Raw genomic sequence first — 14,314 nt, 5'->3', positions numbered from 1 at the left:
ACAAATAAAATAAAATCATTAAAAACAATTGCTTGCACACATATCATTTAAAGAATCGAGTGCATCCATCCGGGGATGCACCCGCTAATGGGGAAAATTCACACCCGTTTACTGGGGTATTAACTTGAAAGTGAGGTGCACACACGTCCCCTCGCCCTTTGAGCTTTGCAGGCTTGCCGAGCCGCCGTAACGCTCCATGGTCCGCTTGACCAGCACCAGCCCCACCCCAAGCCCGCCTTGCTTGGTAGTGAAAAACGGACGGAACGCCATACTGCGCTGCTCCTCGTTCATGCCTCTGCCGTTGTCACTCAACACCACGCTCACGCTGCCGGCATCGTTTGAAACCAGCAAAATGGTCAAGGTTCCACCCTTGTCCATCGCGTCCAGAGCGTTGGACAACACACTGTTGAGAATCTGGTTCAACTGCAGCTGCTGGCTAAGCACCAGCGGTGTGGAGTGCGGCTCGAATTCAACCCGGATCGAGGCCTTGGCTATCTGCTGCTCGAAAGCCACCAGGCTTTCATACAACGCCGCCACCAGATTCACCGGTTCGGGTTCACCGCTGAGCGGGCGCAGGGACTGCAGCAATTCGCGAACCCATTTGGACATCCGGTCAACCTGCAGCACGATGTCGTTTATGTTCTTGTGGGCGGCGCCACCGTCGAACTCCAGCGCCAGCTCGGCGCTGGAACGTATGGTCGCCAACGGATTGCGCAGACTGTGGGCAACCGCCGAGGACATTTCCCCCAGGGCGACAAACGTTTCGTTGGTCACCAGCTGTTTCTGCTGTGCCTCAAGCAGCATGGCGGCCCGGCGTACGATCCAGTACAGGCCCAGGTAAATCAGCCCTCCGCCCACGGCAGTGGCCAGCCAGATCAGCAGCAATCCCCGGACCATGCGGTCGATCAGGTCGCTGGGCTCCTTGTAGATCTCGACCATCGCCGTGACCTTGTCGCCATCGGCATCGAACAACGGAATGTAGTTTTCGATAAAGACGTATTTCGGCGGGACTAAGAACTTCTGTTCCATACGGGCTTCATCGACATTGTGATACCTGGCCGACACGGGCGTCTTGGAGTTGAAGGCCAGGTCCAGGTCTTCGTCGGCGTGGATCGTGGTGCCGATCAGCTCCGGGTTGGTGGACCAGATGACGGTGCGGTCAGGGGCATAGATGTTGGCAAGGATCACGTCCGGCAAGTGCTCGATATGATCCAGGAATTCACCTCGGGCGCTGGCGCGTGCCTTGGGGTCGACGTCGGGGAAGTCCTTGTCCTGGCGCGGATCGAGCAACTCACCCATGGTTCTGACATTGGGGATGGATACATGGCGAACCTCGGCCGAGGCAATCGCCTGGATAAACTGGGAGGTCAGCAATCCATCGCGGTGGACGCTCTCGGCAATCACGAACTGGGTCGAAACGGCGCCCAGTACTGCCGCGACTGTGCCGATCACTGCGAGGCTGATCAGCGAGTACCAGCGCAGCATGTTGAACGCTGGCTTGCGTGAGCCCTTGCGCTCATTGGCCTGGACGACCCGAAGTGTTTTAGTCAGCACACTCATAGACGTTGCTTCCAACATTGTCCCCTCTAGGGTTATAGCCCACTTATGGGCGTTTGCCCGACTCTGGGTGTGACTCACCGCCATCCCCCCGCTGCCCCCCAACTGACCCCAGGTGTGGGGACAGATGCCCGCCCTGAAAACCTGGCTGATCCGCTGTTCAACGGCGCGAGGCGCTTGTAGCCGGGGCTTTCAGGGACATTACGGGCTGTTGGTATGGAATTTGCCAAAACCCTCCTAACTGGCCCACCTCCGAGGGGCAGGTTTCCATTAGAGGGAATACACATGCACCCTTTACTGTCCAAAACGGCGGCCGTTCTGGCCGTCAGCGCCCTGGCCCAAAGCATTTCCCAGGCAGCGCTGTTTGCAGTCGACACCGGGCCTTACACACCTGCCAACGGCGGCTTTGCCGCCTGGTACCAGGACAGCCACGGCCGTACCCTCGACTTGTGCCTGTCCAAAGCGGTGAGTTCCCGGGTGCCCGGCACACCGGGTGCACCGACCTACATGTGCAACCTGCTGCCAACCCCCGGCGTATTCGATGATGCACAGCCCGTGGTGTTTCCCACCAACTTCCCTGACGAAGCGTTCTGGTTCACTGCTGACGGCACCATCGTCGATGCCGCCAGGGGGATCAACCTGGCCTACGGCTCGGCGATCGAAGCGGCCTTCGCTGCCGATGAGCCGATCGAGGGTGACCAGATCAGTTTTGCCCGCGTGCGGATTCGCGTCGATGTACCCACTGCCGGTACGTACGTGATCACCCACCCCTACGGTATCGAGGTGTTCACCGTCGACACCCCGGGGCGCCGGGCAATCAATATGACCCGGGACATCGGCATCGGGGCCCCCAAAACCTACGATGGCGCCCTCAAGGGCGATATCGGGCCGTTCCTGCGCAGCGTCAACGGCCCCTACACCGAAACCAACCCGGTGAGCGGTGGCGCCGAACAGTTCATCGGCGACCCGAACCTCACCGAAGCCGTGACCGGCAGTCCGTTCAACACCAACTACATCCGCATCGAAGGCCCCGGCGGGCTGGACTTGCGCAGCACGGTGTTTGCCGTCTCGGGCAAATTGTCCACCGTGGTACGGCCAACACCGCTGATCACCCAACGCAGCACCTACTCACGCAAACAGGGTGCCAGCGCCCCCATCGCCCAGCAGGACGTGTTTGTCCTGGCACCTCCGCCTCCGGCCACTGTTTCCCTTAGCAGCAGCACCCCGGCGCTGAAACTGACCGAAGCCGACACCACCGGGAGCTGGTATGTCCAGAACCCGGTCAATCCGACCTTGCCAACCACCTTGCAAGTCACGGCCGACAACCATCTGGCAATTGCCAGCAGTACGCCGACCACCCTGCCCATGGCACTGACCGACCTGGTGGTGATCCAGCGTGCCGAATACAGCCTGAGTTCCGGGCAACTGACTCTCGTGGCCACGACCAGCGATGAAACCTCGCCGCCGGCCCTTACCGCCACGTCCGGCACCGGTGCTGCCATCGGCGCCTTGAGTGGCAGCGCAGCGGTGAAAACGCTGACCACGGGCATCTCGCCGATCCCGCCAGCCAAAGTCCGCGTGACGTCATCCAATGGCGGCAGCGATATCGAAGAAGTGGTCATTGTGCAATGAACGCTCACATGCCCAGACCCCCATCAGGAGGCATCATGAACAATTGGCCACGCCTGGCGCTCAACGCCCTGGGACTGACTCTATCGCTGACCGGCAGCGCATTCGCTCAACTCGCAGCCGTCGACCCTGGCCCCTACACCTTTGCCACGGGGAAATTCCCCATGTGGTATCAGGACAAAAACCTGCTGTCGATGGAACTGTGCCAGTCCCGGGCTGCCAGCTCGCGGGTAGCGGTCAGCGTGCCACCGGCCTACATGTGCACGCTACTGCCGGAGCCGGGCATTTACGACGACACCCAGCCGATGGTGTTTCCGGACAACTGGCCACCAGAAGCCTTCTGGTTCCTCGCCGAAGCCACCATTCCCGCAGTGGGTAACAGCGGCTTTGAAATGGACGCCTACGTGGCCGGGATCGAAGCCGCCTTCGCCTCGGAAAACCCGGTGGACGGCGACCAGCAGAGCTTTGCGCGCATCCGCATCCGGGTCTCGGTTCCCGTTGCGGGGGTCTACACCATAACCCACCCCTATGGCGTGGAAACCGTCAACGTGACCACACCGGGGCGCAGGGCAATCAACATTACCCGCGACGTCGGCATCGGGGCGCCGGGCAACTTCAGCGGCGCGGTAAACGGTGCCATCGGGCCGTTCCTGCGCAGCGTCAACGGGCCTTATACCGAAGTGAACCCGGACACCGGCGCCGTCGAAACCTTCGTGGGTGACCCCAACCTCACCGAACTCGTGACCGGCAGCCCCAACAACACCAACTTCGTGCGTATCACCGGGCCGACGGGCACTATCCAGACCAGCCTTTTCAGTGTCGCTGGCAAGGTGCTCGACAACCGGGCGCAAACGCCAGTCGAAATTTCACGCGCGACCTACCGACGGACCACTGCCGGCGCTGGCAGCAATACTCGGGTCGAAGTGTTCGCCAAGGGCGCGAACACCTCGTCCGTGTGCTTTCGCGAATCCATTGCCCTGGTCGCCGGGCCACCCCAGTCGCCTTGCCAGACCAACCTGATTGGCGACAACAATGGCCTCTTCTTCGGGCAACGCTTGCTCACCGGAGCCGTGCCACCGGTCGTGGTGGTGACGGCCACCAACCCCACCGGCACCACACGCCCGACCTCGGTGTCGAGCAAGCTGACCGACCTGGTGAAAATCCAGACTGCGCGCTATAGCTGGGACAACAAAAGCCTGGTGATCGAGGCCACCTCAACCGATGAAGTGGCCATTCCAGACATGGTTGCCCAAGGCTACGGACGCCTGTCCAAAACCGGTACCTTGCAGAAGATAACCGTCGCCGGCCTGGTTCAACCTCCAGCCAGTGTCACCGTCAAATCTGCAGCGGGGGGCAGTGACACCGAACCCGTGGTGGTTGTGGGGACTGCGCCGAACATCGGCGCCAATCAGCCGCCGATCGCCATTGCCGATACCGGCAGTACCAGCTCCGGCGTGCCGATCACCCTCAACCTGCTGGCCAACGACAGTGACCCGGATGGCAACATACCGCTCAGCATCACCGCATTGACCCAGCCTCCTGCCGGGCAAGGCACAGTGGCCCTGAGCGGCAGTACCGCGGTCATCTACACCCCACCAGCAGTGGTCAATGCACCGCTGACCACCACCTTCACCTACAAGGCACAGGACATCAAAGGCCTCGCCTCGACCACGGCAGCCACCGTCAGCATTACCGTTGCGCCAAACCGGCCTCCAGTCGGCGTCAACGATGCCGTCGCGACCCTGGGTGTCGCCATTCCGATCAGTGTGCTGGCCAACGACACCGACCCGGAAGGCAACTTGCCGCTGGCAGTCGCCAGCTTCACCCAACCGGCAGCGGGTCGCGGCACAGTCACCAGCAATGGCACGGTACTCACGTACACCCCGCCCGCCACGGTGACAGCGGCCTTTACCACGACCTTCACCTACACCCCACGGGACAGCCTGGGAGCGGTCGCTACCGCACCCGCCACGGTAACCGTGCAAGTCTCGCCAAGACCGGCGGCGGAAACCTTTACCGTCACCACGGCAACCGTCTCGGCACGCTCCAACAACCGCTTCACCTGGGACTTTGCCGGTACATCATCGGTGGTCACCGGCAATACCATCACCATCCAGGTCAGCACCCCGACCGGGCTGGCAACACTGGGCACTACCACGGTACCGGTGACCGGGCGCTGGCGCCTGACGGTGAACAACATCACCACCGTGGCGCCGTCGGCCAACCCGACCGCGACCATCACCTCGTCCCAAGGCACCGTACGTACCGTGTCGGTTACCGCGAACTGAGCCTGTGCCCCATCAGCCGTGCGCTGATGGGGCGCAACTCCTGCCAGAGGACACCCCATGAACACTTCAACCGTCGTCCTGCTCTGCATGCTTGCGCTGGGTTGCGGCGCGGGCGCGCAGGCCGATGACTTGATGGAAAACGACGACCTCGGCGCCGCATCCGACCTTGGCGAGTTGCCCGCGCCGGTTGGCCAGCAGGCATTGATCCAGCAGTACGGACAGGCCAATACCGCCAACGTGCAACAGAACGGCCAGTCATTGCTGGGCACCATTGTGCAGTCCGGCAGCAATCAGGAAGCCTTCATCCTGCAACAGGGCAACGACCTGATGGCAATGATCACCCAGCAAGGCAGTGGCAACAGCGCTGACATCAGCCAGAGCGGCAGTCACAACCGTGCGCAGATATCCCAGAACGGCAACAACAACGACGCCACCATCGATCAGGCCGGTACGGGGCTGCAAAGCGCCGTCAACCAGGCCGGGAATGGCATGAGCGTTTCAGTCAAACAATATCGTTAAAGCACTGCGCTACCTGGAGGTTTCATCATGTTCAAACTGACGCCCCTCACCGCCGCCATCCTGGTCATTGTCAGTGCCCAGTCCATGGCTGACGACAGCCTGTCCACCCAGAACCAGTACGGGACGGCCAACATTGCCGATGTAAAGCAAAGCCAGGCCCCGTTCAGCACAGCCAACCAGCAGCAGTCAGGCCAGGGCAACGACGCTGCCGCCGTACAGGACCACGCGACCAGCCCCATCGAGCAACATCAGGAAGGTGATTACAACGCAGCGTACGGCGAGCAACTGTACGAGAGCTCCAGCACCATCACCCAGCAACAGCTCGGATCCTTCAACGTCAGCCACGCCAGCCAGTCGATCGGCGAAGGGGGCAGCGTCGCGCTGCAACTGCAGCAAGGCGTCGGCAACTTTTCGTTTATCTATCAGGACAGCCAGGACGGTACCACCGGCAAAACCCTGCAGTTCGGTGACGGCAACGAAGCCTATATCGAGCAGATTTCTCCGGGCGTCGCCAACAACGCCCTGGTCATCCAGTACGGCAACACCAACTACGGCACGGCTGAGCAAGTGTTCCACACCGCCGGCCAGATCGATATCAACCAGGCAGGCGATGGCAACTACGCCTACGCCGATCAGCGCAACGGCCTGGGTGGTAACGTGACGGTCAACCAGTATGGCGATTACAACGGCACCGAAGTCTGGCAAGAGACCCAGACCGGCAGCCTGACCACCATCAATCAGTACGGACTGAGCAACGAAGCGGTGGTCGACCAGAGCTTTGGCGAAAACAACTTTGCCCAGATCCTGCAGGTGGGTGATCTGAATGCCATCTACGCCGACCAGTTTGAATCGGTCAACTCGACACTGGCGCTGTACCAGGAAGGCACGGGCAACGTGCACTTCACCTATCAGGCCGGTGAAAACCAGGTGCTGACCGCCACCTCCCTGGGTAGCGACAACAAAGTCTACGCCAGCAACTGGAAAGGCCCGCAAACGGGAGGTCAGTTCGGCAAGGACCAACGGGCAACGGTCAACCAGGTGGGCAGCGGCAACGTGGCCAGTTTCACCCAGGACGGCGTCGGCCACATCATGACGACCCATCAGTCAGGCACTGGCAACGCAACCACCATCAGCCAGGCCGACAACTACAACGAGCTGTACTTTGATCAGAACGGCAGCGACAACATCCTCATCGCAGACCAGCGCGGCACCACCAACCTGGCCCAGGGCTTCTCCAACGGCAACGGCAACAGCACCACGTTCGAGCAGTCCGGCAGTGGCAACCAGGCGTTCACCGCACAGCTGTATGGCAGTGACAACCAGATCACGGTCAAACAGGCCGACACTCTGAACGTGGCTTACGTGACCCAGGGCGGGACAGGCAACATCGCCCGTGTCGACCAGAGTGGGGTGACGCAACTGGCGACCGTGCAGCAATCCGGCTCGGCCAACCAGGCGACCGTGTTTCAACAATAAGCCCGAGGTAAAAAAACCGCGGCCCCCTTCATACAGGGCCGCGGTTTTTTTATGGCTGTGCGAACAGAGTGCATGCCATGGCCAGCAGGTGTGGTTTGTGTCAGGGCGCGGATGTTGTGAGCACCTTGAAACCTGTAGGAGCTGGCTTGCCTGCGATGCTCACGACGCGGTGTTTCAGGCTCATCGAGGTGAGGCCTTCGCGAGCAAGCCCGCTCCCACAGCAGGTGGGTTTGTGTCAGTGCGCGGATGCTGTGAGCACCTTGAAACCTGTGGGAGATGGCTTGCCTGCAAGGCTGACGCCGCAGTGTTCCTGGCTCACTGCGGCTGTACCATCTGCAGTTCGGTCATTCCGCGTCAGGGTCGACTTTGTTCTGGGTCAGGTAACGGCCCAGTGTCTCGTTCTGCAATGGGGTTGAACTGTCCCCCGCCACTTGCCACATCTTGCGCTCAATGCCCTGGGCCACCAGGTGCCCGACCGCCGATTCAATGGCCGACAACACACACAGCTGCGCCGGTTCGTTGGTGGTGTAACCCACTTCGGCCTCAAGCAGTTTCTTGAATTCGATGAACTTGAACACCCCGGCACTGCGGCCTACCGAGTAGATGGTCTTGCTGGTCATGACATTCGCCAGCACCTGGCCGCTGCGCACGTCCACCGCCCGCAGGTTGACCGACACCTGATCCACCCGGTATTCACGGGAAATATCGATGCCCAGGTACCGCGCCCCCTCCCCGCCGCTGCGCACGTTGGTGTCGTAGGCAATGATGCCGCCTTCGAGCATCAGGTTTGCCGCCTGCAAGGGGGGCAACTCACCCTGGATATTGACCGGGGTGTCGGCTTTTTTCTGCGAGGCACGAATGATCTTGCGCTCGGTCAGCAGGTTCTGCAGGCCTTCACGCTCAAGCACCACGAACCAGCCACTGGACTGCATGGCGTCCATCAACATGCTCGCCGCACCCTGGGTGACGCTCGTGGAAAACGAGCTGGCCGGAGTCGGTTTGTATTGCCCGGTCTGATCGCGAAAGTTGTAAACCACCGCCATCAAGCGACCTTTGGGCCGGGGCATTTTCAGCAAGTCGTAGTAGGTCGACGCCCGGGGTGTCAGGGTCGGTGCCTCGGTGTCCTGTTCGGCCGATACCGTGTCACGCAGGCTGCAACCCTGCAACGCAACACACAATAGCCCCAGCATCAGTATTGTCTTCATGTCCATTACTCCCCATCGCCCCAAAGCCCCATCAGGGAGCGAGGCCATTAACCCGGATTTCCGAGATTTCACCGGTTGCCCGGTCGGTCACGACAATGGTCAGTGCACCGGAATCATCGGTAACGTTGACGATAAAAGCGTCAGTGGACAGGCTCCCCGTGTTGCCGGTGGAGATGTTGTCCAGCAACTGCCCCAGCAACCGCGACTGCAATTGGCTGGTAAAGCGTTCAAGGGCCGAGGTCCCGACAGGCGTGATGCGCGCCTTGATGTCGGGATCGTCAAAGTCATTCTGTGACTGGGCATTGTTCAGCAACCAGGTGCCGTTCAACGGGTTGCCGCCAAACGACGGGTTGATGGGCGTGTAGACCAGCTCTGTGGCCTGGGCCAGGCCACACCCTCCCAGGCATAACAGCCAGAGGCAGGCACGCTGCGAACGTGATTTTGTTTTCATAATTCGTCCCTCTCAAGGTCCGTGGTGTCTTGCAACAAGGTTTCCAGCTTGCGCTGGACAATCTGCATGCGGACCAGGTCGGCGGCCTCGTAGGCTTCGTCCTTGAGTTCCACAGTGTTGGGAGCCAGGAAGCGGCGATACACCAGGCGTTGCTGATATTCCACCGTGACCAGGCTGCCCCAGCGCGCCGAAGGTCGCTCGCGTACCACCAGGTTGAAATCCATCGGGCTGGTGGCACGCAGGCGTTCACTGAACAAGTAGTAAAAGTCATGGCCAATGTGTGAAATCGTGTCATCCACGATAAAGCCGAGCATTTCTTCGTCTCCCCTGGCAGCAGAAAGCGGCATTAACAGAGCCATGACCACGGCGGCCAATGTGCGACAGTTCATGGCTGCACCCCCTGCAGGCCGCCGGACTGCCCCTTGGCCCGCTGTGGGGTACCGTCGAGAAAGGCTTTTTCGGCCACAAACTGCCAGTCCTTGTAACTGGCCATGCCGTTGAAGTCCGACCACTGGCTGGGAAAGTCCGCCTGCTTGAGCGGCTTGACGGTAGAGGGGCTGCTGACCCCCGTGATACGACCGTCGAAACCGCGCTGCAGGGTCCATTCGCCGCCTCCGATCGGGTCTGGATAGAGCTGGCGGATATGGTGTTTGGCGTTGGGAAAACGCTCGTCCTGCAACAGGTCTTCGAGGGCTTTCGGGTACTGGGCCAGGCCCGGCGAAGCGCGGTAGTAGCTGCGTAACGCCTGGGCATATTGAGTGCCAACCCAGAGCAACTGGCGCTCGCTGTCGCGGCGCGCGGCGGTCGACCACAGCTGGCCAGCACTGGCCAATCCCATGCCCATGACCATGATCAGGAACAAGACGCCCAGGTAGGTGAACCCGCCCTCGCCCGACGGCTTACCACTCGGAATAAAGACTGCCATCACGCGCCCTCCCTGTAGCACCGCTCTTGATATCTGCCACCCCACCCGCCACGCCTTCTGGAGGTGGAACCAAAACCCAGGTGTCCTTGCGTTCGGCAATCGGGTCCATGGGTGAATTGCGCAAGTAGCGCTGTTCCACCAATTGCTCAAGGGATTCGGGGTAGTGCCCGGTATCGCCGTAGTAGTGATCCAGGGCTTCGCGCATCGCCGAGAGGCTCTGGCGCAGCGTGGTTTCCTTGGAGGCCTCAAGGCTGTTGAAGTAGCGCGGCAAGGCGATGGTCATCAAGGTGGCGATGATTGCCATGACCACCATCAGCTCCAGCAGGGTAAAGCCTTTTTCCCGGCGCATAAGCTCACCACTCCCGGTACGCAATGCCGTTGAGCCCTTTGCCCCGGGCCTTGGAGTACACGTCAAACACGTCCTCACCTTCACGCGGGCTTTGCGCCGAGCTGTCGTAGGAACGCAGCCCCCAACCGCCCTCGTCGTCGCGCTTGACGGAGGTCATCGGGTCATGGGGCACTCGCCGCAGAAAGTAGAACTTGGCCCCCTTGGCGCTGCGCACATCACGTACTCCGTCCACCAGCACTTGCAGGTTCGGCGGGTAGCCACTGCTGTTCAGGGACTTCTCGATGTAACCGGCGTCGAACGCACGCTTGTAGGCGTCGATGGCATCGCGAATCTGGTACAGGGACGTGCGCAGGTCCTGCTCCTTGCCCCGGCGCACCACGGTCTCGGTCAGCGGCGCCGCCATGCCGGCCAGGAGGCCGATCAGGGCCAGCGTCACCACGACTTCGATCAAGGTAAAACCACGTTGCGAGGCGTTCATGATCAAGGCTTCTCTACGAAAACTTGGGTGGAGGCAGCCATCGGGCTGTTGATGATTTCGGTCCGGGTCGCCGGTTCCATCCCACGCTCAGGGGCCTGTATGTGCATGCTTGTCTCGGTGCCTGTCGGGAACTCCATGTCCGAAGGGCTCTGGTACGGCAGGTTGCGCACGATGCGTGGGGTGATCGACAGCACCAGCTCCGATTGGCCAACGGTGTCCTTGTTGCTCCCGAACAGCCGGCCCAGCCAGGGAATGTCACCCAGCCCGGGGATTTTGTTGCCGCTGGCGCCATGGTCGTTGCGCACCAGCCCGGCAAGAATCTGGGTTTCACCGTCATGCAGGCGCAGCGTGGTCTGGGCGTTGCGGGTGTCGACCTGAACCGGAATCGTGCCTTGGCGGGTGGGTTGCAGCGGCGTGGCGTTACTGACTTCCAGGGCGATCTTGATCGCCACTTCATTGTTCAGGTGCACGGTGGGCTGGACTTCGAGCTTGAGGCCGACATCCAGGTAGGTGACGCTCTCGGTGATCACCGGGCCCTGGGTCGAGGGCACTGCCGTGGCGCTGATGATAGGGACGCGCTGACCGATGTGGATACGGGCCTGTTCGCGGTTGCTGACCCGGATCACCGGGCTGGCCAGGGTGTTGATGTCGTTGTCCTGAGCGTTGATCTTGGCCTGGGGCGATGGCGAGATGCTGATCCGGCTGGAGGTGATGCCTTTGAGTTGATCCAGTACCGTCACGTCCCCACCCGCACTGTTCAATACACCGAAGGTGTTCGGCCATTGCAGGCCAAGGTCGAGAATGCGCTGGCGGGCCACTTCCATGACTTCCACTTCCAGCACCACTTCAGGGTTGGACTGGTCCTGGGATTGCAGCAGTTTCTCCGCCATGCGAACCGCATCTTCGCTGTCGCGCATGGTCAGGGTGTTGAGGCGTTCGTCTACAAACACATCGCGGGTCTTGAGCATGGTCTTGATCATGTTCAGTGCGGTGTTGGCGTCGATGCTGGTCAGGTAGAAGGTGCGCATCACCAGCTCCTGGTAGTCCTTGAGCTTCTGCGGCGAGTCCGGGTAGATCAGCAGGGTGTTTTCGTTCACCACTTTCTGGTGCAGCTGGTTCTGCTGCAGCAGCAAGGCCACGGCGTCTTCGATGCGCACGTCACGCACGAAGATGGTGGCTTTCATGTCCGGGCGCAGGTCCTTGTCGAAGATGAAATTCAGACCGGCAACCTGGGACAGCACTTCGAAGATTGTCTTGAGGTTGGCATCGCGAAACTCCAGGGTCACCGGCCGGTCAAGACGGGTACGCAGTTGCGGGTACTGCACGACATTGCGGCTCTGAACCAGGCGAATGTTGCCTTGCAGTTCCAGGGCGCCGTCATTTGTCGGGTCCAGTTCCAGGATCTGTTTGACCTGACGGTCGGCGCCGTAAATGTCGCCGCGACGCAGGTCGCCACGGGCCAGTTCCAGTTTCTCATCCATGCTGCGCAGGTAGTCCAGTTGGCGCAGGGAGTCCTGGACACGCCGGTTGTTCGGCTCGATGGTCAAGACGCGGCCGTAGCCCATGCGGGCGGCCGCAAAGCTGCGCTTGGCGCGGTCCTGGTCGGCTTCGGTCATCAGCGCCGTAATGGAACGGGCGCGACCATGGCTCAAGGCAAGGTGCAATTCGGTGTCGCGGGGGTTCTCGCGCAATCCGTCCTCGATCCGCGCCAGGCCAGCTTCGTACTGGCCCGCCTCGATCAACTCGTTCGCCTCCTTTTGTGCGACCTTTGCGGTGCTGCACGCGACGAGCGCGGCGCATAAGCCAAGGCTCATCATCAAACGGGATCGGTTCATTGCGAGCTCCCCACAGACAGTGTCTGAGACAAGTGCAGCGGCAGGTACACGAAGCTCAGTTCCACATCGGAAATGCCCTCGATCCGCCACGTCTTGTCGATTACGTCGCCTTTGCGCACGACGTATATTTTTTCTCCGTCCTGCAAGAACACTTGCAGGTCGCGACGATCATCAAGCCTGCCGACAAATTGAAAGGGCATGGGCGGTACGGTCGGGGCTTGTTCGACCGGGGTCACGTCAACGGATTGTTCGATGACCGTGGCGAGGACCGCTGCAGCTTTCCAGCTGTGCGCGGAAAACAGGTCGCCGACCGGGCTCAGGTCGCGAATCGGTGCTGCCTTGACCGTGGCCGGTGCGGCAGGCAAGGCTCCCCGCAGAGTGGAAGGACTCTTGCCCCCCGGGGTGGCGACCACGAGCTGATCGTCACTCTCCTCTGCCGGTTGCAGGTACCCGGCGCCCCAGGTCAGCGCCGCAGCCACGGCGAAGAATCCTGCCCAGCCCACCACGCGTTTAGTGTTCATCATGACCTCGACAGATAAAGGGTCATGCGGATCCGGCCAGTCAGGTCGGTGTCGGCGATCTTTTTACGTTGAAACTCCACGTCCTCCACCACCACCGCAGGCAACTGCCCCAGCAAGGCGTGAAGGAAACGGCGCAGTTGCGGATAACTGCCGCGTACAGGCAGCAAAATCTGATAACGCGCCAGGTGAGTCTTGGGGTCGATGCCCAGGGAGTATTCGCCACGGGCCAGGGTGATGTGCTCCTGGGCGGCCAGCGCGTAGATCTTGTCGATGGCCACGGTTGCCTGGGGCTGGGACGGCAGCTTGCTGCGAAAATCGTCGAGCTGACGTTGTGGTCCGGCCGGAGCCGCCACGCTGCCGTCTTCGACACGGGCCAGGTACTCGCTGGCTTCACGGGTCTGTTGATTGAGCTGCTGCAGCGCTTGCCAGTCGGGCATCAGCACGGCCGGGCCATACACCAGCGCGACCAGCACCAGCGCCGCTCCGGCCAGGCCGGGAACGCCCAGGCGTTGCAGGTACTCGTAAATGATCAGTCTAGGGATTTGCATCGCCTATCTCCCAGGTTGCCGACAGGTTGAATTGCACCGGGTGTTCCGGCACGTTGGCGACGATTTCGTGACTGAGCAGTGACACATCGGACAGCTCGTCACTGGCCTCAAGGCGCCGGTGAAAGTCGAGCATGGCTTCCAGGTCACGGGCTTCGGCACTGATGCGCACCTGGCCCTTGCGTGCATCCGGGGTCAGGGTCAGCAAAGCGATGTTGTCCAGCGGCAGGCTTTCCAGGGTGGCAAACAGACGCTCCCACGGGCGGCGCAATTGCTGGGAAACCTTGCGCATCTCTGCCAGGTTCTGCGCCTGCTCTCGGGTTTGCGCTGGCGTCAGGCCACCCTTGGCGCCGCTGTTGCCGGTCAACACGTATTGGGTGGCCTGCAGGTCGCCTTGCTGTTGTCGGGCCTGGGCACTGAAATGCTGCTGCCCCACAAGGCAGCCCGCTGCCAGCAACACACCGGCCACCAGCAGGCTCCAGCCCAGAGGGCTCGAACGGCGAGGCGGCTGAAAATCCAGATTGAGCGCGCGCATG

15 protein-coding genes are annotated in these 14,314 nt (G+C 61.3%); 4 read left to right on the top strand and 11 right to left on the bottom strand.

Annotation, left to right across the window (positions count from 1 at the left end; all coding sequences use genetic code 11):
• Positions 1–108 precede the first annotated feature (108 nt).
• Positions 109–1,560, bottom strand: a complete 1,452-nt coding sequence (locus KO536_RS09665; protein WP_219261751.1) for a sensor histidine kinase — start codon at positions 1,558–1,560, stop codon at positions 109–111.
• 282 nt (positions 1,561–1,842) lie between these two features.
• Here KO536_RS09665 and KO536_RS09660 point away from each other — a divergent pair, with 282 nt between their 5' ends.
• The 4 genes from KO536_RS09660 to KO536_RS09645 are packed head-to-tail and all read left to right on the top strand — an operon-like array spanning position 1,843 to position 7,469.
• Complete coding sequence (locus tag KO536_RS09660) at positions 1,843–3,189, top strand: hypothetical protein (protein ID WP_219261750.1); 1,347 nt, start codon at positions 1,843–1,845, stop codon at positions 3,187–3,189.
• Between the two features lie 35 nt (positions 3,190–3,224).
• Entirely contained in the window at positions 3,225–5,474 is a 2,250-nt protein-coding gene (locus KO536_RS09655) for an Ig-like domain-containing protein (protein WP_219261749.1), read from the top strand.
• 57 nt (positions 5,475–5,531) lie between these two features.
• Positions 5,532–5,993 carry a curlin gene (locus KO536_RS09650; protein ID WP_219261748.1) on the top strand — a complete coding sequence of 154 codons (462 nt, stop codon included), beginning with the start codon at positions 5,532–5,534 and terminating at the stop codon, positions 5,991–5,993.
• Between the two features lie 27 nt (positions 5,994–6,020).
• Positions 6,021–7,469, top strand: coding sequence for a curlin (locus KO536_RS09645; protein ID WP_219261747.1), 1,449 nt, complete (start codon positions 6,021–6,023; stop codon positions 7,467–7,469).
• 344 nt (positions 7,470–7,813) lie between these two features.
• Here KO536_RS09645 and KO536_RS09640 read toward each other — a convergent pair whose 3' ends face one another.
• The 10 genes from KO536_RS09640 to KO536_RS09595 are packed head-to-tail and all read right to left on the bottom strand — an operon-like array spanning position 7,814 to position 14,313.
• Complete coding sequence (locus tag KO536_RS09640; RefSeq protein ID WP_133079447.1) at positions 7,814–8,674, bottom strand: CsgG/HfaB family protein; 861 nt, start codon at positions 8,672–8,674, stop codon at positions 7,814–7,816.
• Between the two features lie 31 nt (positions 8,675–8,705).
• A complete protein-coding gene (locus tag KO536_RS09635; protein WP_133079446.1) occupies positions 8,706–9,125 on the bottom strand; it encodes a curli assembly protein CsgF in 420 nt (139 codons plus the stop codon).
• Positions 9,122–9,484: a curli production assembly/transport protein CsgE gene (gene csgE / locus KO536_RS09630; RefSeq protein WP_257622883.1), complete on the bottom strand. Its 363-nt coding sequence runs from the start codon at positions 9,482–9,484 to the stop codon at positions 9,122–9,124. The genes KO536_RS09635 and csgE overlap by 4 nt, the downstream gene beginning before the upstream one ends.
• A gap of 26 nt (positions 9,485–9,510) precedes the next feature.
• Positions 9,511–10,050, bottom strand: a complete 540-nt coding sequence (locus KO536_RS09625) for a type II secretion system GspH family protein (protein WP_219261745.1) — start codon at positions 10,048–10,050, stop codon at positions 9,511–9,513.
• The gene (locus tag KO536_RS09620; protein WP_219261744.1) at positions 10,025–10,399 is read right to left on the bottom strand and encodes a type II secretion system protein; all 375 of its coding nucleotides are present in this window, start codon (positions 10,397–10,399) and stop codon (positions 10,025–10,027) included. Before KO536_RS09620 ends, KO536_RS09625 begins: the two co-directional genes overlap by 26 nt.
• A 4-nt stretch (positions 10,400–10,403) precedes the next feature.
• Positions 10,404–10,877, bottom strand: a complete 474-nt coding sequence (locus tag KO536_RS09615; RefSeq protein ID WP_219261743.1) for a type II secretion system protein — start codon at positions 10,875–10,877, stop codon at positions 10,404–10,406.
• A gap of 2 nt (positions 10,878–10,879) precedes the next feature.
• Entirely contained in the window at positions 10,880–12,712 is a 1,833-nt protein-coding gene (locus KO536_RS09610; RefSeq protein WP_219261742.1) for a secretin N-terminal domain-containing protein, read from the bottom strand.
• Positions 12,709–13,233, bottom strand: coding sequence for a hypothetical protein (locus KO536_RS09605; RefSeq protein ID WP_219261741.1), 525 nt, complete (start codon positions 13,231–13,233; stop codon positions 12,709–12,711). Before KO536_RS09605 ends, KO536_RS09610 begins: the two co-directional genes overlap by 4 nt.
• Positions 13,233–13,781 carry a GspMb/PilO family protein gene (locus KO536_RS09600; RefSeq protein WP_219261740.1) on the bottom strand — a complete coding sequence of 183 codons (549 nt, stop codon included), beginning with the start codon at positions 13,779–13,781 and terminating at the stop codon, positions 13,233–13,235. Before KO536_RS09600 ends, KO536_RS09605 begins: the two co-directional genes overlap by 1 nt.
• Positions 13,768–14,313, bottom strand: a complete 546-nt coding sequence (locus tag KO536_RS09595; RefSeq protein WP_219261739.1) for a PilN domain-containing protein — start codon at positions 14,311–14,313, stop codon at positions 13,768–13,770. Before KO536_RS09595 ends, KO536_RS09600 begins: the two co-directional genes overlap by 14 nt.
• Position 14,314 lies beyond the last annotated feature (1 nt).

This window comes from Pseudomonas sp. NKUCC02_KPG (genome assembly GCF_019345465.1).
In the GTDB taxonomy this organism is placed as follows: Bacteria; Pseudomonadota; Gammaproteobacteria; order Pseudomonadales; family Pseudomonadaceae; genus Aquipseudomonas.
Note: the sequence above shows the minus strand (reverse complement) of the source record. Positions and strands in the feature narration are given on the sequence as shown.